15 protein-coding genes, 1 pseudogene and 1 other annotated feature are annotated in these 26524 nt (G+C 33.2%); of the genes and pseudogenes, 14 read left to right on the top strand and 2 right to left on the bottom strand.

Features of this window, described 5'->3' with window-relative positions; all coding sequences use genetic code 11:
* Window positions 1-467, top strand: a 467-nt coding sequence (locus CLORY_RS11865) for a transposase (RefSeq protein WP_139376025.1), incomplete at its 5' end; no start/stop codon positions are given.
* Window positions 468-1184: 717 nt separating this feature from the next.
* On the opposite strand, the gene CLORY_RS11860 is transcribed toward CLORY_RS11865, so the two are convergent.
* Both CLORY_RS11860 and CLORY_RS11855 read right to left on the bottom strand, forming a co-directional pair.
* Window positions 1185-1448 (bottom strand): DUF6171 family protein, encoded by a 264-nt coding sequence (locus CLORY_RS11860; protein WP_079424634.1) that lies wholly within the window; start codon window positions 1446-1448, stop codon window positions 1185-1187.
* 611 nt (window positions 1449-2059) lie between these two features.
* Window positions 2060-3568: an alpha-N-arabinofuranosidase gene (locus CLORY_RS11855; RefSeq protein WP_079424632.1), complete on the bottom strand. Its 1509-nt coding sequence runs from the start codon at window positions 3566-3568 to the stop codon at window positions 2060-2062.
* A gap of 166 nt (window positions 3569-3734) precedes the next feature.
* Between CLORY_RS11855 and CLORY_RS11850 the strand changes: the two genes are divergently transcribed.
* The 13 genes and pseudogenes from CLORY_RS11850 (at window position 3735) to hydE (ending at window position 26407) form a co-directional block, all read left to right on the top strand.
* Window positions 3735-4529, top strand: a complete 795-nt coding sequence (locus CLORY_RS11850; protein ID WP_079424629.1) for a helix-turn-helix domain-containing protein — start codon at window positions 3735-3737, stop codon at window positions 4527-4529.
* A gap of 152 nt (window positions 4530-4681) precedes the next feature.
* Window positions 4682-4927 (top strand) — a binding site (T-box leader).
* Window positions 4928-5007: 80 nt separating this feature from the next.
* A complete protein-coding gene (gene ilvB, locus CLORY_RS11845) occupies window positions 5008-6699 on the top strand; it encodes a biosynthetic-type acetolactate synthase large subunit (RefSeq protein WP_079424626.1) in 1692 nt (563 codons plus the stop codon).
* Window positions 6689-6973, top strand: coding sequence for an ACT domain-containing protein (locus tag CLORY_RS11840; protein ID WP_079424623.1), 285 nt, complete (start codon window positions 6689-6691; stop codon window positions 6971-6973). The genes ilvB and CLORY_RS11840 overlap by 11 nt, the downstream gene beginning before the upstream one ends.
* A 918-nt stretch (window positions 6974-7891) precedes the next feature.
* The gene (gene ileS, locus CLORY_RS11835; protein ID WP_079424621.1) at window positions 7892-10999 is read left to right on the top strand and encodes an isoleucine--tRNA ligase; all 3108 of its coding nucleotides are present in this window, start codon (window positions 7892-7894) and stop codon (window positions 10997-10999) included.
* 186 nt (window positions 11000-11185) lie between these two features.
* Window positions 11186-11941: an endonuclease/exonuclease/phosphatase family protein gene (locus CLORY_RS11830; RefSeq protein WP_079424619.1), complete on the top strand. Its 756-nt coding sequence runs from the start codon at window positions 11186-11188 to the stop codon at window positions 11939-11941.
* Between the two features lie 174 nt (window positions 11942-12115).
* Window positions 12116-12700, top strand: a pseudogene (locus CLORY_RS11825) (PhzF family phenazine biosynthesis isomerase).
* Window positions 12701-13242: 542 nt separating this feature from the next.
* A complete protein-coding gene (locus CLORY_RS11815) occupies window positions 13243-16269 on the top strand; it encodes an insulinase family protein (protein WP_079424616.1) in 3027 nt (1008 codons plus the stop codon).
* Between the two features lie 668 nt (window positions 16270-16937).
* Window positions 16938-19961 carry an insulinase family protein gene (locus CLORY_RS11810; protein WP_079424614.1) on the top strand — a complete coding sequence of 1008 codons (3024 nt, stop codon included), beginning with the start codon at window positions 16938-16940 and terminating at the stop codon, window positions 19959-19961.
* Between the two features lie 350 nt (window positions 19962-20311).
* Complete coding sequence (locus CLORY_RS11805; RefSeq protein WP_242954405.1) at window positions 20312-20809, top strand: sigma-70 family RNA polymerase sigma factor; 498 nt, start codon at window positions 20312-20314, stop codon at window positions 20807-20809.
* Entirely contained in the window at window positions 20802-22382 is a 1581-nt protein-coding gene (locus CLORY_RS11800) for a DUF4179 domain-containing protein (protein WP_079424611.1), read from the top strand. The genes CLORY_RS11805 and CLORY_RS11800 overlap by 8 nt, the downstream gene beginning before the upstream one ends.
* A gap of 324 nt (window positions 22383-22706) precedes the next feature.
* Window positions 22707-24107, top strand: coding sequence for an aspartate ammonia-lyase (locus CLORY_RS11795; RefSeq protein ID WP_079424609.1), 1401 nt, complete (start codon window positions 22707-22709; stop codon window positions 24105-24107).
* Window positions 24108-24119: 12 nt separating this feature from the next.
* On the top strand, window positions 24120-25358 hold the full coding sequence (hydF, locus tag CLORY_RS11790) for a [FeFe] hydrogenase H-cluster maturation GTPase HydF (protein ID WP_079424607.1): 1239 nt from the start codon (window positions 24120-24122) through the stop codon (window positions 25356-25358).
* A complete protein-coding gene (gene hydE, locus CLORY_RS11785; protein WP_079424642.1) occupies window positions 25358-26407 on the top strand; it encodes a [FeFe] hydrogenase H-cluster radical SAM maturase HydE in 1050 nt (349 codons plus the stop codon). The genes hydF and hydE overlap by 1 nt, the downstream gene beginning before the upstream one ends.
* The last annotated feature ends 117 nt before the right edge of the window (window positions 26408-26524 follow it).

Below are 26524 nucleotides of genomic sequence, written 5' to 3'. Positions count from 1 at the left end.
AAATACTAGATACAGTACCAGGAATAAATACGAAAGCAGCATCAATAATAATAGCAGAGATAGGAACAGATATGAGTTACTTCCCATCAGATAAACATATAACATCATGGGCAGGATTAAGTCCAGGGAATAATGAAAGTGCAGGTAAAAAAAAACGAAGTAAATCATTAGCAGGAGATAAAGCATTAAAAAGTATAATGTGTGAATGCGCTTGGTGTGCAAGTATGAGCAAGGATACTCGATTATCAATGTGTTATAAACGATGGGTAAAAAGAATGGGAAAGAAAAAGGCTACAATAGCGCTAGCAAGTTTGATGCTAAGAATATGTTATCAACTAATTAAAGAGAGAAAAACATATATAGAATATGGTAGTACATACTTAGATAAACTAAATAACAAAAGAGAAGAGAACATGGTAAGAATATTGAAAGCTAAAGGATATAGAATAGAAAAAGCCCCTGTCTAAGAATATGAAATAAAATACAAAGCTTGGGACTAGCCTAAATAGGCCAGTCTAGCTTAGTGTTGCCTAAAATAGAAAGAGTGCTATTATTTAATTTTCGTAGGAATTTATGTATTTTGCCAATTATGGATAACTTTTAATTAATATCAAGATACACCACTAAATAGTAGAAAAGGAGGTTGCTAAATAAAAAAACGGTACAGCGTGTTTACGAAGAAGTTAAAAAGAGACAGTAATATATTTTGAAGTTAGTGAATTAAGATAAAAAGGTAATAGAATTAATAAAATAAAATTATTTTGTAAATATTAAGAGTTAGGGCATTAAAAATGGTTACATCCGACGGAGGCATTTGGAGTGAGTTTAGCAATTATCCGTGTCTTTTAGGCAAATTTCCGTTAAGATGGCGAATTGTTTGAGGCGCAGCCGAGTTATGAGCCATTAGGAAATTTGACTAAAAGATGCGGTAAAATTGCTTAACGAGCGGAACTAGCCGACATAGGGTGCAACCCTTTTTTACTCTTTAGGAATTTATGTATTTTGCCAATTGTGGATAACTTTTAGCAAATGTCAATATACACTCCTAAAGAGTAAAAAAGATGGGTGCAGGGAAGGCACTTCCCGCCTCAGTAAAGGGGGGGTGTCAGGGAGCGTAGCGGACGCCGCAGGGGGACATAGGTCCCCATCCGGAATCGGCACTTGGTTTTGCCGATTTTTTTATATTACCACTTTGAATTTTTAGGGTATGGACATCTACTGTCTTTTACTTTGGCTTTTATTTGAACGATACATCCACATTGGTTACAAGTTGTATTATATTCGAGGCATTGGCAGGATGAACATATTTTTAATCTATCAATATAAGTTTCATCGTCTGCCAATTTGATCTTTTTAATCCTTTTGAGATCTTCAAGGGCTTTATCTATATCTTTCTGCGGTACATTTACACTTGCAGAACATGCTTTGCAGTTATCAACTTTGCGCATTAAACCATCTCCAAGAAACGTAATTTAAATAAATTGCGAACCAACGATGGGGGTATGACCTACCGGTCATTGCGCCCTTCGGGTTCTGTAAATTAAATAGCTGTTAATTATTTAATGTATCTTTTAAATATAAACTAAGTGCTATTGGATAAACGTTATTCTATGGAATAACAATTTTTTAATTTCTTCGAAGAAAACTAAAGTGCATCGCTAATTTTTTAGAAAGATAAAAAACCTCTTTTTAATTTGGAAATTGCTAAAACTAATATCCATTTTAATAGAGATAACCTTAAAAAGCTATCTAAGCAGGACAGGTCTTGGCTTCGAAGATCTGCTTCTTTGTAGAGCCCTGTCACGATTAATAGGCTTTTAAGTAGTTGGATTATTAAAAGAAAGTTAATTATAACAGTTTCCATATTGAAGAGAAGCCTTTAGCTCTCTTTATAATTAAGATCACACTTAATAATCTACGAAGAAAAATTAAAGATACAACTTCATCAAATAACGTCTGTAAAATTAACGTGTAGAAATTTTAGAGATGGTACTTTAAAACTAGCAATCTATATAATTTACAGAGCCCGCAGGGAGCGTTGACCGAGCGGTCAACGCTTCTATTGCTGGTTCGTAATATAATTATTAACTTCTACAGTTAATACTGCTACTGATTTTGCAGGAAGTTTTATGCTAATAACATCATCATTCACAATAAAATCTTTGAAGCTTTCTGGTTTAAGATTTTCATTATTGTCAAAAGTATTGTGGGCGTCCATATCTTTTGAAGTCAATATCCTTCCAGACACACTTGAGATATTTACTCCTCTAATGCAGCATTCTATATCAGTCTTATTTTTAGGATCTATGTTACACAAAGAAATATGAATTTTATTTTCTTTATCTATTGAAGCGGAAGCACTAACCTGATTTAATGAATCTTCACCATAGGAATAATTGCTGTTATTGCTTATAGCCATTGATAAAAGTTCAGCATCCTGATGAACTTTATACAAATCAAATACATGATATGTAGGAGTAAGCAGCATCTTATCTCCTTCAGTTAAAATCATAGACTGAAGTACATTTATAACCTGAGCTATATTAGCCATTTGAACTCGGTCGCAATGAGCCTGAAAAATGTTTAGGGTAACTCCAGCTATCAATGCGTCTCTCAATGTGTTTTGCTGATATAGGAATCCAGGGTTTGTTCCAGGTTCAACATCATACCAGCCACCCCATTCGTCCACAATAAGACCAACTTTTTTATCAGGATCATACTTATCCATTATTGTGGAATGTTTTGTAACCAATTCATCCATGTATAGGGCTTTCTTCATAGCATTAAACCACTGGTCTTCTTCAAAGCCTGTAGCACTGCCTTTTTCCTGCCAGGATGGGCCAGGAATAGTATAATGATGAAGGCTGAGACCATGCATATATTTGCCAGCTTCCTTCATAAGCACTTCAGTCCAGTGGTAATCGTCAACACTTGGACCGCAAGCTATTTTATATATTTCATTATGTCCGAAATTTCTTACATAGGTAGCATAACGTCTATATAAATCAGCATAGTATTCTGGTCTCATATTTCCGCCGCAGCCCCAGTTTTCGTTACCAACTCCAAAGTATTTTAATTTCCATGGCTCTTTTCTACCATTTTTCTCTCTTTCTGCAGACATAGGGGACTTGCCATCAAAGGTCATGTATTCAACCCACTGCTGCATCTCATGAACTGTTCCGCTTCCTACATTTCCGTTAATATATGGTTCAGCTCCAAGCATGTCACACAGTTCCATAAATTCATGAGTACCAAAATGATTGTTCTCAGTAACTCCACCCCAGTGAGTATTTACCATTACAGGCCTTTCTTCCTGTGGTCCTATACCATCACGCCAGTGATACTCATCTGCGAAGCATCCACCCGGCCACCTTAATACAGGAATCTTAATATTTTTTAAGGCTTCAACGACATCTTTTCTAATACCGTTTACATTTGGAATTTCAGAATCTTTTCCTACCCAGAAGCCTCCGTAAATACATCTTCCAAGGTGTTCAGCAAATTGCCCATAGATATTTTTATTGATTTTTCCTTTTTTAATGTCACCATTGATTACTAATCTTGTCATATATATCCCTCCATAAGAATATTTAGTATCTAAATTGATTAATTTATTTTAATATAACATTGTTAATGGCATATAGTTATAGTTTTTCTTACTACAAAATTGACTTTTTGTTTAGCTGTGATAGTATCATTATAAGTTATTAAAAACTTTTCATGAGGAGAAGGTTATGAATTTAGATTTTAATGTCGTACATGCCGGATATAATAAAAAAGAAATAACTGAGTTCACCATAGACAGGCCGTTAGGTTCATCAGAATATTTATTTATTCATTTCCTTTGTGATACAAACGTAAGGATAGATAGTAAACTGTATAAAAACAGCTATGGAGCTTGCCTAATATATGAACCAGGTTTTCCACAATGGTATGGCCCAGCAAATGGAAAATTTCAAAATTCATATTTTCATTTTGAGTGTGAAGATTTCAAGATACTTGCAGATAAATTCCAGCTTCCTTTAAATAAGATATTTTATTGTAAAAACGATGATTTCATTGAAATGTCAATAAGAGATATAGAAGCTGAATATATATTGAAGGATTTATATTTTCGAGAAAGTATAGATGGTATCTTAATGCATCTTTTTTCCTGTATCGGGAGGTTTTGCTCGCCGAATAGAAATAATGATATAGATCCATCAAAGATTGAAATGAGAAAAAAATTCAAGATGGTGAGATTAAAGATTTTGCAGAAACCTGAATATGATTGGAAACTTAAAGAAATGGCAGATCTTCTTAATATAAGTACTTCAAGGTTTTGCACTTATTATAGAGAGTTTTTTCATGTGAGTCCTAAAGCGGATCTCATAATGACAAGAATAGGCAAAGCAAAGTATTTGCTTACTAATCAAGCACTATCCGTTGAAGAGGCGGCTGAGCTATTAGGTTACAATAACGTTTTCCATTTTATAAGGCAGTTTAAAGCTATAACTGGTTTTACACCAGGAAAGTATTCTAAAAGATAACATATTAATACTAGATTTTTTAGCAAAGTGAAAGTACTATATTGTGAGAATGGCTATGATAACGATCAATGAATGCATATCATGAGATTTAAGTAATGTTTTTGTACTTGACTAAAGTGGTTTTTTAGTGTAAAATTTAAAAAAATATATTAATAGAGACCTTGATCGGGAGGAGTAAATATAGTCTTGATTGTAAGAGAGGGGATGTTGGTGAGAATTTCCCATGACGGATATATTGAAGGTAGCCCGTGAGTCTTTAAGCGAAATTCTTAAGAGTAGTTTTAAACGGTGTCCCACTGTTAGAAGGGAATAGTATCGGAGAAATCCTGTACTTTACAGAGTGTGTATTAATTTATGAATATAGGTGGTACCGCGGAGATATAATCTTCGTCCTAGTAAGAACTAGGATGAGGATTTTTTTATACAATAAAATGGGGCAATATTTATGTTTTTATTTATATTTAAAGGGGGCATATAAATGAATTTAACTGGAGCAGAAATAACAATAAAGTTATTGGAACAGCAGGGTATTGATACTATTATAGGAATACCAGGAGGGTCAAATTTACCAATATATGATGCTTTGTATGAAAGCAGTATAAGGCATATACTTGCAAGACATGAGCAGGGGGCAGCTTTTATTGCACAGGGTATCGCTAGAGCTACAGGGAAAGCAGCAGTATGTTTTGCTACATCTGGACCAGGAGCAACTAATTTACTTACAGCAATAGCAGATGCTAAGCTCGATTCAGTTCCTCTTATAGCTATAACAGGGCAGGTGCCTTATGGAGCCATAGGAACAGATGCGTTTCAGGAGGTTGATACTTATGGGCTTACAGTTCCAATAACAAAACACAATTTTTTAGTAAGGTCTTTAGAGGAACTTATACTAGCTATACCAGAGGCATTTAAAATTGCTGAAAGCGGAAGACCTGGGCCAGTGGTAATAGATATACCTAAGAATATTCAAAATGATATAATCGATGAAAGTCAGTTTTACAACCTGCTTAAAGAGACTGATTCTTGGTGTGATACTGAACTGAAAATAAACGATAACGATATAGAGAAGCTTGCTGCCATGATTAATGATTCAAGAAAACCTATGTTATACATTGGTGGTGGAGTGATAAGTGGAGATGCTGCGAAGGAAGTACGAGAATTATCACATAAAGGGAGCATACCAGTAGTGTCAACTCTCATGGCTTTGGGAGTACTGCCTAAGGAAAATCCACTTTATTTAGGCATGTTAGGAATGCATGGTACAAGATATACAAACTATCTCATGGATGAGAGCGATTTGATAATAACAATCGGAGCCAGATTTGATGACAGAGCTATAGGCAATGCTGATAAATTTTGCAGAAAAGCGAATATAGCACATATAGATATAGATGATGCAGAGATTAACAAAATAAAAGAATCTAACTTTTATATTAATGGGGATGTGAAGGAAGTCCTTACTAGACTTATTCCATTGATAAAGGGAAATACAAGAGATTATTGGCTTGATAGAATTGACGCTGTAAAAAGTAAATATCCATTTACAATGCCTAAAAAAGAAGATAAGTTTCATCCTGTAAATATAATAAAGTATATAAGCGAAATTGTTCCTAAGGACAGTATAGTAGCCACAGATGTAGGTCAACATCAGATGTGGGTTGCACAGGCTTATCCGTTTACTTATCCAAGAAATCTTTTAACCTCAGGCGGACTTGGTACTATGGGTTTTGGATTGCCAGCGGCTATAGGAGCAGCACTAGCTTATCCTGAAAGACAGGTAGTATGCTTTAGCGGTGATGGTTCTATACTTATGAATATACAGGAACTAGCTACACTTGCTGATCTAGAACTTAATATTAAGGTAATAATAATGAACAATGGACATCTAGGCATGGTAAGACAGCAGCAGGAAATGTTTTTTAAAGAGCACTATATAGCAGTTAAATTTCCTAAAAATCCGGATTTTGCTGCAATAGCTAAGGGCTTCGGTATAGATTCAGTAGATTTGACTGATAAAGTAAAACCTGAAGAAGTTCTGAAGAAAGCACTAGAAAAATCTGGACCAATGCTTATAAATATACCTATTAAAGCGGACTTAAATGTATATCCTACAGTACAAGGCGGAGCAGCAAATACAGATATGATAGGCGGTGGATATGATGGAGAATAATGAGTATTGTATGATTGAACTTGTAGTTAGAAATCATCCGGGAGTAATGGCCCACATAACAGGGTTATTTGCTAGAAGAGCTTTTAATCTTGAAGGAATTTTATGCGGAAGAATAGGGGACGGAAAAAACAGCAGAATGTATTTACTCATAAAGGATGATGAATATAGAGAGCAAGTAGTAAAGCAGCTGAAGAAACTATATGATGTACTGGAAGTTAATTTACACAAGAAGTACAATCACAGATTGTTTGAGTTATTGAATACAGTGTATTGATAGAATTAAGAATGAGATATTTTCAGCGGAAATCACTTCCTCCTATTTTTCACTCTTTAGAAATTTATGTTTTTTTGCCTATTGTGGATACTTTTAACTAATATCAAGATACGCCACTAAATAGGAGAAAAGGTGGTTGCTGAATGGAAAAACGGTACAGCATGTTTACGAAGAAGTTAAAAAGAAACAGTAAAAAATTCTGAAGTTAGTGAATTAAGATAAGAAGGCAACAGAAATAGTATAATAAGAGTATTTTGTTAATACTAAGAGTTAGGGCATAGGAAATGTTTACAGTCGGGGTTATCTAAACACGCTCATTATCATTCGCAGATAACCCGTTAAAGGCCATTTAGGCCTTTAACCAACGGAGATATAGAGTGAGTTTAGCAATTGTCAGCAAATTTTATGTAAATTTTCGTTAAGATTAGGGCAGTGTTTGAGGCATAGCCGAGTTTGCCCTAATTAGGAAATTTACATAAAATTTGTGTTACAAGTGCTTAATGAACGGGTCAATCTCTGTAGTGCCACAACATTTCCTTTTTTTATTTGACGTTGACATCCGGAAAGCTTTATAATATAATCTAAGTTGATAAAAAACTATGAAGCGGACCGGTAATTAAATATGAACTTAAAGAGAGTGGCGAGCTGGTGAAAAGCCATAGGTAGTATTTAATGAGAATCACCGTGGAGTTGACGACTGAAGGGTTTTACCTCTTGTAAGTTGGTACGTAGTCCTGCGTTAAAGGATAGAGTATTAGTTTGTGTGATTGGTATTGATAGATCAATACTTTATTAGTTCTGATAGTAGTACTTGAAGTTTTTTCACTTAAGGTGGTATGCGAAGTTACTTCGTCCTTGTCGGACGAAGTTTTTTTATTAATTTGAATAGAGTTAGAGTCATAAGAAAGGGGTAAATCAATGTACAAAAAGGTGGATTCTTCCAACAATTTTGTGGAAATGGAAAAAAATATCCGCAAACAGTGGGAAGAAAAAGATATCATTAAAAAGAATTTTGATTTAAATGCTGACGGAGAATATTTCACGTTCTATGATGGACCTCCAACAGCTAATGGAAAGCCTCATGTAGGTCACATTATAACAAGAGTAATTAAGGATCTTATACCTAGATATAAAGTTAAGAAAGGTTTTAAGGTATTGAGAAAAGCTGGATGGGATACTCATGGACTTCCTGTTGAGCTTGAAATAGAAAAAAAACTTGGTATATCTGGAAAAGAGCAGATAGAGGAATATGGTGTTGAGAAATTTATAAAAGAATGTAAAAACAGCGTATTTACTTATGTTAATATGTGGAAGGAAATGTCCGAACAAGTTGGTTTTTGGGTAGATATGGATAATCCTTATGTTACTTATCACAATGATTATATTGAATCAGAGTGGTGGGCTCTTAAACAGATGTGGGAAAAAGGACTTTTATATAAAGGTCACAAGATAGTACCATATTGCCCTAGATGCGGAACTGGACTTTCTTCACATGAAGTTGCACAGGGGTATAAAGATGTGAAGGAAGCTACTGCTTTTGTTAAATTTAGGATTAAAGGTGAAGAAAATAAGTATATATTAGCATGGACAACAACGCCTTGGACTTTACCTTCAAATGCCGCTCTTGCAGTTAATAAGAGCTATGACTATGTAGAAGTAAAGGTTAAGGATGAGTATTTTATTCTCGCAAAAGAGCTTTTAAAAGTTCTTGATGATGAATATGAAATAGTTGAAGAATTTAAAGGTGAAAAATTGCTTGGTCTTGAGTACGAACAGCTATTTAAGTTCTATACTCCAGAGGAAAAAGCATTCTTTGTAATTCATGGTGATTTTGTAACTCTTACAGATGGTACTGGAATAGTACACATTGCGCCGGCTTATGGTGAAGATGATAACATGGTTGGAAAGAAGAACAATATTCCACTTATAAATCTGGTTGATGGAACAGGATGCTTTGTTGATTGTGTTGAGCCATGGAAGGGAATGTTTGTTAAGAAGGCTGATCCTAAGATTCTAGAATATATGGCTGAGCATAACATGCTATATAAATCAGAGAAATTTACTCACTCTTACCCTCACTGCTGGAGATGTGATACACCGCTGCTTTATTATCCAAGAGACAGCTGGTTTGTAAAAATGACATCACTTAGAGATAAGCTTCTTGAGAACAATAATAAAGTAAACTGGTATCCTGATAATATAAGAACAGGAAGATTTGGTAAATTCCTTGAAAATGTTATAGATTGGGGAATTTCGAGAGATAGATATTGGGGAACTCCACTTCCAATATGGCAGTGCGAATGCGGACATAGAGAGTGTATAGGAAGTATTAAAGAACTTAAAGATAAGGGAATAAATGTACCTGAGAATATAGAACTTCATAAACCATATATAGATGAAGTTAAGCTTAAATGTCCACATTGTGGTAAGGAAATGACAAGAACTCATGAAGTTATTGACTGTTGGTTTGATTCAGGTTCAATGCCTTTTGCTCAATACCATTATCCGTTTGAAAATAAGGAACTATTTAAGGCTAATTTCCCTGCACAGTTTATATCAGAAGCAGTGGATCAGACTAGAGGCTGGTTCTATACATTGATGGCAATATCTACAGCAATTTTTGATACTAATCCATTTGAAAACTGCGTTGTACTTGGACACGTACTTGATAAGCACGGACTTAAAATGTCAAAGCATAAAGGAAATGTAGTTGATCCATTTGATGTCATGAATCATCAAGGTTCAGATGCTACTAGATGGCATTTCTACAGTTCCAGTGCACCTTGGCTTCCAACGAGATTTTCAGAGGAAGAAGTGGCAGAGTCTCAAAGAAAATTCTTGAGTACTCTTTGGAATGTATATTCTTTCTATGTGCTATATGCTGAAATAGATAAGTTCAATCCATTAGACTATAAAGATTTCAAATCTGACAATGTTATGGACAAATGGATAACTTCTAAAATAAATTCACTTGTTAAGTCTGTAGATGAAGATTTGAATTCCTACAGAATAACACAAGCTGCTATTTCAATACAGGAATTTACTGATGATTTATCTAACTGGTATGTAAGAAATAACAGAGCAAGATATTGGAGTCAGGAAATGACTGATGATAAGATAGGTGCATACGTTACTTTATATAGGGTACTTACTACTTTATGTCAGGTAGCTTCACCATTTGTTCCATTCATAACAGAAGAAATATATCAGAATTTAGTAGTTAATCTTGATAAATCTGCTGAAGAGAGCATACATCTTTGCCCATGGCCAGCATATGATGCTGCAGCTGTAGATAAGAAACTTGAGGAAGAGATGGATTTAGCTTATAAGATAGTTAAACTTGGAAGAAGTGCAAGAAATGCTGCTAACATTAAGAACAGACAGCCGCTTTTAGAAATGCTTGTAAGTACAGGAGCACTTCCTGATTATTACGGCGATATTATAAAGACTGAGCTTAATATAAAGAAGGTTGAGTTTGGAGCTGATCTTTCAAAATATGTTAACTTTGATATCAAGCCTAATCTGCCTGTGCTTGGTAAAGCCTATGGTAAGCTGATACCGGGAATAAGAAAAGCTATATCCGAAAAAGATCAGATGGAGCTTGCACAGGCTATTCAGTCAGGAAAGAGCGTTACTATTAATGTTAACGGAACAGAGATTGAGCTTAACAGCGGAAATCTGTTAGTAATGATGCAAGGACTTGAAGGTTATGGTTTTGCTGGAGAGGGAACTGTGGGAGTTGTTCTTGAGACTACAATAACTGAGGAGCTTAAAGAAGAAGGTTATGTAAGAGAAATCATCAGCAAGGTTCAAAATCTTAGAAAAGAAAGTGGTTTTGAAGTTGCAGATAAGATTAAACTGTATGTTACTGGAAATAGGCTGCTTGAAGGCTGCATTGATAAATTTGCAGAGGTTATAAAGAGAGAAACTCTTACTGTAGAAATATTGCATGGTGAAGACAAGACTTATGGTGAGTTTGCTATCAATGGTGAGAAGCTTAATATGGCTGTTGAGGTTGTGAAATAAAATAGAGTTAAATTTTTAAGAGCCCGAAAGGGCTTTTTTGTATGCAAAAGTTTTTGAGCTTTATTTTCTATAGTAGTATAATAGGAAATAAAGTTTTATCTAATCATACAATAAGTTCCAAGTTATATATGAAACTTGAACAGATTTTTAAGTAATTTAAAAAAATTATGAGCAGAGGGAAGCAATATGAAGATACTTACTTTTAATATTCGATGTGATTACGGTCAAGATGGTAATAATAATTTTGAATTTCGAAAACCACTTATCAAAGAAAAATTATCAAAAGAGAAGCCAGACGTCATATGCTTTCAAGAAGTATTGCCACATGTGGCAGCCTGGTTAAAGGAAACTCTTACTGATTATTATGTAGTTGGTGTGGGCAGGACTGAAACTTATGAAGGTGAGCAGATGACTATTGCTTATCGTAAGGATATTTTGAATTTAATGGAGTTCAAAACTTTTTGGCTATCTCCAACTCCCCATATTCCTGGTTCTCGTTATGAGATACAAAGCGATTGTCCAAGAACATGTGCAGTAGCAACGTTTCAATCAAACAGTAATAAGATATTCCGTGTATATAATACACATTTAGATCACATTAGTTCCAGTGCTAGAATGCTTGGATTAAATCAGCTGAGAAACTATATTTGCAGTGAGAATGATAAAGTGAAATTGCCTTGTATTTTGTTAGGTGATTTTAATGCTGAACCTGATAGTCCTGAGATAACTGAATTTAACAAGACAGCTGGAATGGTTGATTTAACAACATCAATCCCGGTAACATTCCATGATTTTGGAAAAGAAGATAATTTTGAAAAGATTGATTATATTTATATTTCAAATGATATTCAAGCAAATAGTATATTAGCTTGGAGTGATTGTATTAACGGGGTTTATTTATCAGATCATTATCCTATTTGCGTAGATATAACTATTAAATAAATACATTATCAAAATAGAGCCCATAAGGGGTCTATTTTTTTACTCTTTAGGAAATTTGTATTACAAGTGCTTAATAAACGAATCAGTCTCCTACCTTTCTTGGAGCGCAACTCCCTTGTTTACAGAGTTGATATTTACATGGGTGTTTAGCTTATTTTACAGGCAAATAAAAGAATATATGAAAAGACTTTCAAATCATTTACAGAGGAAAGATTTACAGGAAATCCAGCAGGAGTAATAACAAATGCAGATGGATTAACTGATTATGAAATGCAAAAAATAGCTAGGGAACTTAATAATTCTGAGACAGCTTTTATCTTCTCTTCAGATAGCAATGATTATGATGTTCATATACGTTTTTTTACTCAAACAAACGAAGTGCTAATCTGTGGGCATGCGACTATAGCTGCTCATTATGCTCGTGCAGTTAAAAAATGGGCTTAATACCTCACGGGTTTATCATAAAACAGGTGTTGGAATTTTACCAGCACTTAATATTAAGAATAGTGATTTGCTGGAAAACTATGAAATTCAGATTGTATCAACAGGTCATTCTAAAGTTATGGTTGGTATAAAAAGTATTGAAACTCTAAATAAGTTACACCCTAATTATGATGTACTTTCTAAGTTAAGCAAGGTGAAGCAATAAATCGATCAGGCATTATTGAAGTTGAGGTAAAAATAGAAGATAAAGAACCTGTTGAGGTCAAGGTTGCTGGAAGTGCTGTGATTGTATTTCAATCGGAAATAACTATGTGATATACTGGATTAGATTTTTAGGTAAGTGTCATTGCATTAAATATAGTTCTTATTGCAAAGAGGATTAAAGAAAAAAGTCTATGTTATACCCGTTACGCTGAACTGTATCGTAAATGAATTATAAAAGTAGTCTTAAATATTGTATCATAAGTGGACATTAATTCTATTTCAGAGGATTTATCTTCTTCTAATGGTTTTTTATTATTTAAATAAGATGTGGTATAATAACCAAAGTTTTTTTGATAAAAATGAACCAATTAGGAACTTAATGTCTCTAATATATAGATGCATCGAAAAGAACCGAAGGGAGAGAGCAAATTGCGTTAAGAAGAGCTTGTTATAGAAATTCAGTCTAGTGATATGAGCGCATTAGCTGAATTGTTTGACATATATAAAAATAAACCATTCAAATCATTCAAATGTGCATACCTTATTACAGGTAGTAAGTATGCAAGTGAAGATATTGTGCAAAAGAAATTATAGACTAAAAAATTATCTTATTAGTAGAATTTAAATTTGAAAATGTATAAGGGGATAGGACTATGAATAAAAGAATAAAAGCTATTTTAGTGTTGACTGTTTTTTCAGTTACGACAATATTCAGTACGCCATACATTACTAACGTAAAGGCAGCAACATTGGATAAAGCACAGAACATCAAGAAGGATTTTAAGCTGATATTAACTAGGAAAGTTAATAGTGTGGGAGCAACCGCTTATGAGTATGTTCATAAAAAGACTGGTGCTAAGATATTGTTTTTAAAAAATAACGATAAAAATAAGTGTTGTACAATAAGTTTTAAAACACCTGCAAAGGACAATAAAGGAACCAACCATATAATTGAACATTCTGTACTCTGCGGTTCAAAAAAATATCCAGTAAAAGATGCATTTTATGAGATGCGTAAACGATCTTTAGCTACATTTATTAATGCAATGACTGCATCAGATTGTACAATGTTTCCGGTTGGAAGTAAGAATGATAAGGGTTTTATGAATTTAGTAAAAGTTTATTTTGATGCTGTTTTTGACCCCAATCTTCTTAGGGAACAGAACATATTTAAGCAAGAGGGGTGGCATTATGAACTAAATTCAGCTGAAAGTGAACTTAAGGTAAATGGAACTGTTTATAATGAAATGAACGGTCATGTTAATGATAGTTCAAGAATAATGGATGAGGATATTATGAAGTCACTTCTTCCTGATACCCAATATAAATGGATTTCTGGAGGAAATCCTAACGATATATCAACTCTTAGCTATAAAGAATTTGTAAATACTTATAAGAAGAATTATTCCGCTTCCAATAGTTATACTACGTTTTACGGAAATGTTAATATAAACGATATGCTAAACTATATGGATACAAATTATTTAAGTAAGTGCACCAAGCAAAGCCTGCCTGTTTGCAAAGAGATAGAAAAACCTTTTAAGAATAAGAGAGTAATGGAAGACTATTATGGAATAGGGAATAAAGACACAGAGAAAGGCAAAACGTATATTTCATTAAACTATAGACTTAATACAATGCTTGACAAAGAAACAAACGTAGCATTTGAATTTTTATCAGATTTTCTAACGAGTTCAGAAGCTTCACCATTAAAAAAGGCATTTAAGGAGAATGGAATTAACGACGCAGAGATATACATGAGTGAAAATACATATCAGCCGATATTATCTATATTAGTGTCAAATACAGACACTTCGCAGAGGGCTAAAATAGAAAATATAGTAAAAAGTACATTCAAAAATGTTGTGAAAAATGGGCTGAATAAAGAAGCTGTTGTTCAATATCTTAATACATATAACTTACAAACTAAAGAATCTTCCTATGAATCTGATGCGGTTGGGTTTGATTATGCATACAAAATAAATCAAAGCTGGTTATATGGCGGAGATCCAATGATGTATCTTGATAAAAGCGATGTTATGAAAAAAATAAAGCAGAAATGTAATGACGGATATCTTGAAAAGCTTATAAGCAAATATGCATTAAATAATAAAAATGAATCAATAGTTATTGTAAAACCTAAGAAGGGTTTGCTTCAAAAAAATGAAAAACAACTTAAAGAAAAATTTCAAAAATATAAAAAGTCTTTATCTAAAAAAGCTATTAATAAGCTTGTAGCAGATACAAAAGCATTAGCTAAATGGAAAAGTAAACCGGATTCGAAAAAGAATCTTGCAAAAATGCCATCATTAAGCATTAATGATTTGGATACTAATTTTGATGAAATTCCAACTAAAGGAGAAAATGTAGGTAGTACAAAAGTTTTGTATCATAATATTCCAACAGATGGTGTTGGATATACTAAATTCTATTTTGATTTTTCAAGACTGCCTCGTGACAAATATATATATCTTTCATTTTTGACGACACTGCTAAGTAAAATGGATACAACAAATACGGATTATACAACAATAATGAAAAAAATACAGCAGTGTACGGATGGCCATATAGATTTTTTCCCTAATATAGAAAGTGATTATAAAGATAGGAATAAACATATTTTTGATTTACAATCTGGTTTTGTAACTCTTGATGATAATGTAGGCCAAGCATTTGATTTATATAATGATATTGTTAATAAGATGTCATTTAGTAACAAAAGCCGAGTAAAAGAAATTGTAGAAGAAAAGATAAAGAAATTGAAACAAGATTTAGAGGAAAATACATCATTTTTAGGAGAAAAGGAACTAACAAAAAATTTAGATAGTGGTAGAAATTTAAGTTATGAATTTAGTAAATTAAAATTATATAAATTTTTAGTAGATTTAGATAATAATTTTGATTCTAAGTGGGACAGTGTAGAAAAAGAACTTGAATATGTAAAAGATGTAGTTTTTAATAAGAATAATCTTGAAGTTAGCTTTACAGGGGACGGGACTACTTATAAAACCTTTAAAAACTCGTTGGAAAAGTTTGCTGAAGGGTTAAGTTCAAAAGAATATCCAGATATTGATCATAATACAGTTGAGTATGAAAAGACACAAGCGATAGTAAGTCAAGATAAAATTGTTTCAGTTATGCAGTGTGGAAATTTTAAGGAAGCTGCGTGTACATATAATCCTAAGATGGAAGTACTTGCTAAGATACTAAATTCCTATTTGTTTGATAAAGTAAGAGTGCAGGGTGGAGCTTATGGTACTAGCTTCAATGTAAACAACTCAGGAATGGTTTTTGAGTCAACGGATGATCCGAATATGGAAAAGACCTTTAAAGCTTTTAATGATTCAGTCAGTTATATAGCAAACCTTAAGGCAAACAAGGAAGAAATGAAAAATTATATAATAGGTGCTGTGGGTAATAATGCCAGCTATTTTGAAAGTCCTAGTGATCAGGCATATTTGGCGGATAAAATGTCAATGACTAATGAAACAGCTCAAGATGAAACGAATAAATATAAGGAAATGCTTAATACTACTGCTTCTGATATAAGAGGGTATGCTAAGGTATTGAAAGCGATATTAGATGAAAAATACTATGTTGTTACTGGAAACGGTGATATTATTAATCAGAAGCCTGAATTGTTTTCAAGTATAAAAACTATTGAAGACTTGTTAAAGTAATATAATTTTTATAGAGATAGAAGCAGGTGGCGTGTAATCGTAGGAAACATTGAAGTCTAGGAGGATTACACGCCACTTTTTTTACTTTTTAGTAATTTGTGTATTTTGCCAATTGTGGATAACTTTTAATTAATATCAAGATACACCACTAAAGAGTAAAGTGAAGGTGGGAATTAAATAAAAAAACGGTACAGCGTGTTTACGAAGAAGTTAAAAAGAAACAGTAATATATTTTAAAGTTAGTGAATTAGGATAGAAAGGTAATAGAATTAATAAAATAAAAGTATTTTGTTAATATTAAGAATTAGGGCATTAAAAATAGTTACACCCGACGGAGGCATTTGGAGTGAGTTTAGCAATTATCCGTGTCTTTTAGGCAAATTTCCGTTAAGATGGCGAATTGTTTGAGGCGCAGCCGAGTTATGAGTCATTAGGAAATTTGACTAAAAGATGCGGTAAAATTGCTTAACGAGCGGAACTAGCCGACATAGGGTGTAACCATTTTTTATATTACAAAAATGTAATGTTAGAGCATGATATGTAACCTTGATTCGATGGTTGCAAGTTAAACTTAAGAGTAAAATAAAAACGTACTTCAATGAATGCGGGATAAATGTTTATACCGAATTCAGGATAATATAGTTTGAAAATTCTAAGGGGATGGGAAAATGAATCGAAGAATAAAAGCTAGCTTAATGCTTACTATTTTTTCAGCTACTGCAGTATTTGCAAATCCATGTGTAAAGAATATAAAAGCTCAAACATTGAGTGAAGCTCAAAAAAATAAGAAAGATTTTAGATTGGTGTTAAATAAGAAGGTTAAAAGCATAGGAGCAACGGCTTATGAGTACATTCATAAAAAGACTGGTGCCAGAATATTGTTTCTGAAAAACAGTGATAAAAACAAATATTGTACAATAAGTTTTAAAACACCCGCCGAAAATAATAAAGGCACTAATCATATAATTGAACATTCGATATTATGTGGTTCAAAAAAGTATCCGGTGAAGGATGTGTTCAGTGAGATGCGTAATCGGTCTTTATATACGTATATGAATGCTTATACTTTGCCCAATTATACTGCATTTCCTGTAGGAAGCAAAAATAATAAAGATTTTATGAATCTGGTAAAAGTTTATTTAAATTCTGTCTTTGAGCCTAATTTTCTTAAGGAAAAGAATGTATTTAGGCGTGAAGGATGGCATTATGAATTAAACTCCGTAAATGATGAACTTAAGGTAAATGGAACTGTTTACAATGAAATGAACGGTCATGCCAACGATATTTCAGATATTATGAATGAAGATATCACAAAATCACTTTTACCAGATACGCAATACAAATGGAATTCGCCTGGTAAACCTGATGATATAGCAACTTTGAGCTATAAAGAACTAGTAAACACCTATAAAAAGAATTACTCCGCATCAAACAGCAGTACTGTGTTCTATGGAGATGTGAACATAAACGATATGTTAAGCTATATTGACACAAATTATTTTAGCAGATATAGAAAAAAGAAACTGCCGTCTAGTAAAGAGATTGAAAAACCATTTAAAAAGAAAAAGGCAGTGGAAGATTATTATGGAGTAGGGAAAAGTGACACTGAAAAAGGAAAAACATATATTTCGTTTAACTATAAACTTAATACGATGCTTGATAAAGAAACAAATGTAGCTTTTGAATTTTTATCGGATTATTTAACAAATTCAGAAACTTCACCATTAAAAAAAGCCTTTAAAGATAAGGGATTCAGCAATATAGACATAGGTCTTTGTGAGGATACCTATCAGCCAATACTGTCTATAACAATTGAAAATACTGATGCCTCAAAGCGAGCAGAAATAGAAAATATAATTCTAAATACGCTGAAAAGTGTAGTGAAAAATGGATTTGATGGAAAGGATATAGATAAATATCTAAATAGATATAATTTGTCTACAAAAGAGAGTATATATAAGTCTTATGCAATTGGATATGATTATGCTCAGTGTATCAATAGAAGCTGGTTATATGGTGGAGATCCACTGATGTATCTTGATAAAAGCGATGTCATGAATAAAATAAAAAAGCAATATAATAATGAATATCTTGAAAAGTTAATAAACAAATACATATTGAAGAATAAGAATGAATCAATAGTAGTTTTAAAACCTAAAAGAGGTTTGCTTGAGGAAAAGGAAAGACAGTTTAAAAAGAAGCTTCAGAAATATAAAGAATCTCTTTCTAGAAAAGCTGTTAAAAAACTTGTAGCAGATACGAAGGCATTAACTAAATGGAAAAATAAGCCTGACTCAAAAGAAGCCCTTGCTAAAATGCCATCGTTAAGTATAAAAGATTTAGATACTAATTTTACTCCGATACCGACAAAGACAGAAAAATTAGGAAATACAAAGGTTTTATATCATAATATTCCAAGTGATGGTATTGCATATGCTAAGTTTTATTTTGATTTTTCAAAGCTGCCACGGGATAAATATATATATCTTTCATTTTTAGATTCATTATTAGGAAAAATGGATACAAAGAATACTGATCATTTATTATTGGCACAAAAGATACAGCAATATACAGATGGCAATATTAATTTTACACCTGATATTGAAAGTGACTATAAAGATCAGAATAAACATGTTTTTAGGCTAAAGTCGAGTTTTACAGCTCTTGGCGATAATGTAAGTCAGGCATTTAACTTATATAATGATATAGTTAATAATGCAGACTTCAGCAATAAAAGCAGAATAAAAGAAATTGTTGAAGAGAAAATAAAAGAATTGAAAATGGATTTGGAGGAAAATAATATAATTGGAATGGCAGAGCTAGAGAAATTCTACTCTGAAGATGATAACCTGAATAATGAGTTTAGTGAACTGAAACTGTACAAGTTTCTGGTATCGCTTGATAATAATTTTGATTCTAAATGGGATAGTACGGAGAAAGAACTTAATTATGTAAAAGATGTAGTTTTTAATAAGAACAATCTTCAGGTAAGCTTTACAGGAGACAGCAATACATATAAAACCTTTAAAGCTTCATTGAAAAAGTTTGTTAACGACTTGAATTCAAAACAATACTCAGATGTTGAACATAATCAGGTTAAATATGAAAAAACTCAGGCAATAATAAGTCAAGATAAATTAGTTTCTGTTATGCAGTGTGGAAATTTTAAAGAGTCAGGATATAAATACGAACCCAAAATGGAAGTACTATCTAAGATATTGAATGCATATCTCTGGAATAAAGTAAGAGTAGAAGGAGGTGCTTATATTACTGTATTTGATATAAGTAACCGTGGAATGGCATTCGTATCAATGAGTGATCCTAATATGGAAAAAACATTAAAGGCATATAATGATTCAGTTAGCTATATAGAGAACTTTAAAGCAACTAATGAAGAGATGAAGAACTATATAATAGGTGCTATAGGGAATAATGCAAGTTATTCAAGTGATCCTAGTGCTCAAGCAGATTTGACAGATAAGATGTCAATGACTAACGAAACAGCGGAAGATAAAACAAATTTATATAGAGGAATGCTTAATACAACAGTTGATGACATAAGAAGTTATGCTAAGGTGCTGAAAGCTATATTAGATGAAAAATACTATGTTGTTGACGGAAATGGCGACATGATAAACCAAAAGCCTGAACTGTTTTCAAGAATAGAAACAATTGAAGATTTGTTAAAGTAACATATTTTTGAAAGAGCCCGCAAGGGCTCTTTTGATGCTTAATAAACCAATAGTTTAGCAGTAAAAACGATAACTATTGCAATACCAGCACTTTTCTCTTTACTCTTAATTCTCTTACCTATTTAATGCACTTTCGCTCTGCTTTTCCGTCCTGAGCATTTAGTTCGTAATATATTTATCATGAATTTCAATATAAATCAGTTATTATAAATTATAAGCAATAAAGATATAGTTTTAGACAATTGAAAAGGGATTGTATAAAAGTACACAGTATAATTATCCTAACCAATATATATAAGCTGTGACATTTAGCTATTGTTAAGAGTATTACTAGTGAAGGAGGCAATAAAATGAAAGTAAAGTTTGGTATGAATGAAAATGCTATAAGAGAAATACTCGATACATACGGAGACACGGTTTATAAGATAGCATTTTCTTATTGCAAAAATCGCTCTGATGCAGAGGATATTTATCAAGAGGTTTTTGTTAAATATTTTCAACATGGAGAGGTGTTCGAGAGTAATACTCATGAAAAGGCCTGGTTAATTCGAGTTACAATTAATTGTTCAAAAAGTTTTTTACGGTCGAGCTGGTATAAGCGGGTTGTTCCAATAGATGATAAGCAAGAAGAATTAGTATTTATAGAAGAAAATAATGATTTATTGAAGGCTGTGCTGGAACTACCGTCTAAATATCGAGAGGTTATTCACCTTTATTATTATGAAGGCTACTCTACAAAGGAGATTTCTTCTATTTTATCGCGTAAAGAGACCACTGTACGTACTCAACTTCAAAGGGGCAGGGATATCTTAAAATTAAAATTGAAGGAGGAATTAATTTATGAATAGTCATGACTACCGAGATGCAATGAGAGGGATTAAGCCATCAAAAGAGCTGAATGATAGAATTGTTTTTAATATATTAGACAGTGATGAAGATAAAAGAATATTTCGTAATAGGAGCCGTAAAAAGAAACTTGTACTAATATGTGCAATTATTTTGTCACTATCAAGCATTAGTGTAGCAGCAGCTACATGGAATATTGCTGATGTGTTTAAAGGCTATTTTAAGGAGCATATTTCTAGTACAAAGGATAATAAGCAAGCTGATATCAAAAATAATTCAGTCTTTCTTAAAACTGCTGGTGCAATTATTAAATCAACTGATACAGAAGCAGGGCTTAAGCTGACAGCAAGAGGTGTTGTTGGTGATGATCGAATGCTTAATGTTGCCATAGATGTAAGAACTGTAAATGGAAAATCATTTACAGATAATCAGGAAGATAAACTTAATTCAATTAACTTTGAGGAAGTAGAATTGCAGGTTGATGATGATGTATCGAGACAATATTGCAGCTGCACAAGGATTGATGATGGTAGTAAAAAGGGAAAGGCAACCTTTATGATTCATACAATTGTAAATTCCAATATCAAAAAACTAAGTGGTCATAATATAACTATTTTACTAACTAATTTTCTCCACACAACAAATAAACTGGATGATATCGGAATGAAAGGCAGTCTTTACAATATCTTTACCAAGTTTGACAAAGCTAATGATAAAGACTATAGATATTACAGTGTTAGAAGTGACAGTAATCATTTTGATAAAGATAATAAAATTCTTAAAGAATATTATTCGATGAGAGAAAGTGGAAAGTTAACAGGTGATAAATTTCTTAAGCGCAGAGAGGAATTAATAAAAGCTGGATTATTAGAGCCTCTATACACTTTGCCTAAGACTTCTAAAAAAATTACTTTTTCTGAAAAATATCCTAAACTAGAGATTACTAATATGGGCATCAAGGATAATATATTTACATTTAACATGAATATTAATGATGAATTAGATTATCAATATCTTTTTAATAAGCCTCTAGCCTTAGTTAATCGTAAAACAGGGAAATGCGTTAGAACTACTATGGATATAGATGAAGGTGATACAAAAAAACTTACTTCTGCTCATTTTGTTGTTTTTCATACTATAACATCAGCAGAACAGCTTAAAGATTATTATCTGGCAATTGGTGGAGAGGGGACGCAAGATATAATTAATAAAGGTATATGGAAATTAAAATTTAAGCTGTCATATAAAGACACTAGCAGAAGATATAACATAAATAAAAAAGCTAAGATTTCTGGATTTGCAGGTAGAATTAAAAGCATTGATATATCTCCTTTGTCTATGAAAATAATTTATAAAACGGATAAACTAATGAATACTGAGAATAAAGCTTATTTTGAGGATAATTGGAAGGGAAATATATATCTTGTGTTAAAAGATGGTTCTAAAATTGCCGAATTGTCGTGTGAAGAAGATTATAAAAATGGGGTATTCATGTTTAAGACTATGTTCAATGCTACTGTTAGTTTAGAACAGATAAAGAAAATCGTTATTGATGGGACAGAGATAATATTATAGAGTAAGCAGAAAGACGGCATATAATCGTTTATTCTACGATTATATGCCGTTTAGAGAAATCACCTGCAGCCTTTTTTATTGACGCAATAACTTATATATAGTACTATTATGTTGAAATGGAACACTTCAGTATTTTTGAGGCTTTCTTGATTATACTGTTGTTAAAAAATTAACGACCTGATAGAAAAGAATTTTCTTATCTAAAAGGAAATTAGAAATAAGTGTTTTTCTGTGCTTAAAATCTAACTTTTCCTTTGGGAAAAGTTTTTTGTTTATTGAGAATATAAACTTTACATATGCACCTTTCATAAGAGGAGTGATAAAATGAGCTTCAGAACAGAACAGGATATGTTAGGACAATATGATATAGAGGAAGATCGGTATTATGGAATAAATACGAAGAGAGCTTTAGAAAATTTTAAGCTGGAATATCATAATACTAATATAAAACTTATAAAAGAGCTGGCATTAATTAAAAAGGCTGCAGCAACAGTTAATGGAAAACTTATGTACCTTGATGAAGATAAAGCAAAGGCAATTGCTCAGGCCAGCGAGGAGGTTATAGCAGGAAAATTTAATGAAGAACTCTGTACAAATGCACTTCAAGGCGGAGCGGGTACTTCGGCTAATATGAATGTAAATGAAGTTATAGCAAATAGAGCTATAGAACTTCTCGGAGGTAAAAAGGGCGATTATAGTTTAGTACACCCGCTTAATGATGTTAATATGTGTCAGTCCACAAATGATGTTTATCCAACAGCACTTCGAATTGCAGCTATAAAACTCATAAGACAGCTTAGTGAAGAACTTGCAAAGCTTCAACAGCGGTTTCAAGAGAAGGAACAGCAATTCAATCATATTATAAAACTTGGAAGAACAGAATTGATGGATGCTGTGCCAATGCTTGCAGGTCAGGGCTTTGGTGCGTATGCAAAAGCTTTAGAAAGAGATCGTTGGAGAATATATAAGGTAGAGGAGAGACTTAGACAGATAAATATAGGGGGAACAGCTATAGGTACAGGACTAAATGCACCACTAAAATATATTTATATGATAACAGAGGAACTTCAAGATCTTACAGGATTAGGTCTAGCCAGATCAGATTATCCGATGGATATAACTCAAAATGCGGATGTGTTTGTAGAGGTATCCGGACTTTTAAAAGCCTGCAGTACTAACTTAATTAAGATATCAGCCGACCTGAGGCTGCTGGCTTCAGGACCTGCAGGAGGCATCGGAGAGATAAAGCTTCCTCAGATGCAGGCAGGTTCAACAATAATGCCAGGAAAAGTTAATCCGGTAATTACTGAAATGATAACTCAAGTTGCTATAAAGGTTATTGCTAATGATCAAGCCATAACGATGGCGGCTTCAATGGGACAGCTTGAACTCAATGCTTTTATGCCGCTTATTGCAGATAGTCTTTTGCAATCGCTTCAACTGCTTAAGGATGGAGTAACGATTTTTGGCGAGAAGTGCGTAGAGCATATAGACGTAGATAAAGAAGAATGTGAAAGAAATCTTATAGGTTCAACCGCATTAGCTGCAGCTATCGTACAGCATATTGGCTATGATAAAGCATCATATGTAGCTAAGAAAGCTATTGAAGATGGTGTGAGCATTAAGGAAGTCCTTATAAATGAAAGACTATTTACACCTGAGGAAGCAGAACAATTACTGAATCCATTTGAAGTTACGAAACCAGGTATTCCTGGAAGAAGCTAAAGGAGGAAAACTATGAGCTTGAATAACAGTCCAAGAGGAGTAAGTTTACATATCGCCCTATTCGGGAAAAGAAACGCAGGAAAATCAAGCCTGATAAATGCTATAACAGGAGGTAATACTGCTATAGTATCTGAAGTTAAGGGGACAACTACTGACCCAGTATATAAAAGTATGGAAATACTTCCGCTAGGTCCATGTGTATTGATTGATACTGCAGGAATAGATGATGATGGAACGCTAGGTGAACTTAGAATAGAGAAAACAAAGGAGATACTTAAAAAAACTGACTTAGCTCTTTTGGTTATAGATTCAAAACTAGGAATTTCAGCAGAGGACAATAAATTTATTAAAATATTTAAGGAAAAGCAGATACCTGCTGTAGTTGTATTCAACAAGATAGATTCAGTAAAAATAGAGGAAGAAACACTAAAAAAGCTCGAAAAAGATATAGAAGTTCCTGTAGTTGGGGTATCATCAGCTGAAAAAATAAATATAAATAAACTTAAAGATACAATGATAAAAATCATGCCTGAGGATTCAGAAAAGTTCAGAATAGTTGGAGATCTTATTTCACCAGGGGACTTTGTTGTACTAGTTACTCCTATAGATAAGGCTGCACCCAAGGGTAGACTTATTCTCCCGCAGCAGCAGACTATAAGAGATATATTAGAAAGTGATGCTATAGCCATAGTTACAAAAGAATATGAACTTAGGGAAACTCTTGAGAAACTAGGCAGAAAACCAAGACTTGTAATTACAGATTCACAGGCCTTTTTGAAGGTAGCAGCAGATACACCTAAGGATGTGCCGCTTACATCATTTTCTATACTATTTGCCAGGAACAAAGGAGATCTTAATGAACTTATAAAAGGTGCAAAAGCAGTCGATAGATTGAAAAATGGTGATAAAGTTCTAATAGCAGAGGGATGTACGCATCATAGGCAGTCTGATGATATCGGTACGGTTAAAATTCCAAGATGGATAAGACAGAGAACCGGAAAGGATATAGAGTTTGAATTTGCTTCAGGAGCAAGTTTTACAGAAGAGGTTAAGAAGTATTCGCTTATCGTTCACTGTGGAGCCTGCATGTTAAATAAAACTGCGATGATGAGCAGAATAGAAGCTGCTGCAAAGTTTGGTGTACCTATAGTAAATTACGGAGTGCTTATTGCCTATGTTCAGGGGATAATGCCTAGAGCGCTTGAACCATTTCCATTGGCAAAGCTTTTGTGGGAAGAGGAAAACATATGATAAAAGAACTAATAGACAAACTATATAAGAACAACTATCTTAATAAGGATGAACTTGCTTATATTATAGCGAACAAGGAAGATGAAGTTATTAAATATGCGTCGACGAAGGCAGCTGAAGTCAGGCAGAAATATTATGGAAATAAGGTATTTATGCGAGGACTTATTGAATTCACAAGCTATTGTAAGAATGACTGCATTTACTGTGGAATAAGACGAAGCAATAGCAATGCAGAAAGGTACAGACTTACGGCTGAACAGATACTTAAGTGTTGTGAGATAGGCTATAACCTTGGATACAGGACTTATGTACTTCAAGGCGGAGAAGATCCTTTTTATACAGATGATAAGATAATTGAAATAGTAAGCGATATAAAGAGATTATACCCTGAGTGTGCAATAACTCTGTCCATAGGTGAAAAATCCTATGAATCCTATAAAAAATATTATGTTGCAGGTGCAGATAGATATCTTTTGAGACATGAGACAGCCAATGAAGAGCATTATGCTAAACTTCATCCGAAAGAACTAAGTCTGAGAAACAGGAAAGAATGTTTATTTAATTTAAAAAAGATAGGCTATCAGGTGGGAGCAGGTTTTATGGTGGAATCGCCATATCAGACGCCGGAAAATCTGGCAGAGGATTTATTGTTCATGAAGGAATTGCAGCCGGAGATGATTGGCCTTGGACCATTTATACCGCAAAAGGACACGCCATTTAGAGATAAGAAGCAGGGCAGTCTCCAAACAACAGTTTTAATGCTTGCACTCACAAGGCTTATGTTTCCTAAAGTTTTGTTGCCGGCAACCACTGCTTTGGGTACAATACATCCTTTAGGAAGGGAAATGGGCATAAAAGCAGGTGCAAATGTAGTTATGCCGAATCTTTCACCTACGGATGTAAGAGCTAAGTATTCTCTTTATGATAATAAGATATGTACTGGCGACGAGGCTGCTGAATGCAGAAACTGCATAGAGAGAAGAATAAACAGCGCTGGTTTTGAGGTTGATCCTTCAAGAGGAGACAATATAGAGTGGAAGAGAAAATAATTAGAAATTATGAATGAAAAAAGAGTAAAGAGAAAAGTGAGGTAGAAAATTCTGCTATGCAGAATTTTAACCATAATTGCTAATTCCTAATTTATTAATTATTCTATGTTCAAGAGA

It is taken from the genome of Clostridium oryzae, from assembly GCF_002029235.1.
GTDB lineage: Bacteria > Bacillota > Clostridia > Clostridiales > Clostridiaceae > Clostridium_AE > Clostridium_AE oryzae.
Note: the sequence above shows the minus strand (reverse complement) of the source record. Positions and strands in the feature narration are given on the sequence as shown.

Excerpts from the sequence above, each read along its gene's own strand:
- CLORY_RS11860 (WP_079424634.1), bottom strand. The coding sequence starts at position 1,448 with ATGCGCAAAGTTGATAACTGCAAAGCATGTTCTGCAAGTGTAAATGTA.
- CLORY_RS11855 (WP_079424632.1), bottom strand. The coding sequence starts at position 3,568 with ATGACAAGATTAGTAATCAATGGTGACATTAAAAAAGGAAAAATCAAT.
- CLORY_RS11850 (WP_079424629.1), top strand. The coding sequence starts at position 3,735 with ATGAATTTAGATTTTAATGTCGTACATGCCGGATATAATAAAAAAGAA.
- ilvB (WP_079424626.1), top strand. The coding sequence starts at position 5,008 with ATGAATTTAACTGGAGCAGAAATAACAATAAAGTTATTGGAACAGCAG.
- CLORY_RS11840 (WP_079424623.1), top strand. The coding sequence starts at position 6,689 with ATGGAGAATAATGAGTATTGTATGATTGAACTTGTAGTTAGAAATCAT.
- ileS (WP_079424621.1), top strand. The coding sequence starts at position 7,892 with ATGTACAAAAAGGTGGATTCTTCCAACAATTTTGTGGAAATGGAAAAA.
- CLORY_RS11830 (WP_079424619.1), top strand. The coding sequence starts at position 11,186 with ATGAAGATACTTACTTTTAATATTCGATGTGATTACGGTCAAGATGGT.
- CLORY_RS11815 (WP_079424616.1), top strand. The coding sequence starts at position 13,243 with ATGAATAAAAGAATAAAAGCTATTTTAGTGTTGACTGTTTTTTCAGTT.
- CLORY_RS11810 (WP_079424614.1), top strand. The coding sequence starts at position 16,938 with ATGAATCGAAGAATAAAAGCTAGCTTAATGCTTACTATTTTTTCAGCT.
- CLORY_RS11805 (WP_242954405.1), top strand. The coding sequence starts at position 20,312 with ATGAAAGTAAAGTTTGGTATGAATGAAAATGCTATAAGAGAAATACTC.
- CLORY_RS11800 (WP_079424611.1), top strand. The coding sequence starts at position 20,802 with ATGAATAGTCATGACTACCGAGATGCAATGAGAGGGATTAAGCCATCA.
- CLORY_RS11795 (WP_079424609.1), top strand. The coding sequence starts at position 22,707 with ATGAGCTTCAGAACAGAACAGGATATGTTAGGACAATATGATATAGAG.
- hydF (WP_079424607.1), top strand. The coding sequence starts at position 24,120 with ATGAGCTTGAATAACAGTCCAAGAGGAGTAAGTTTACATATCGCCCTA.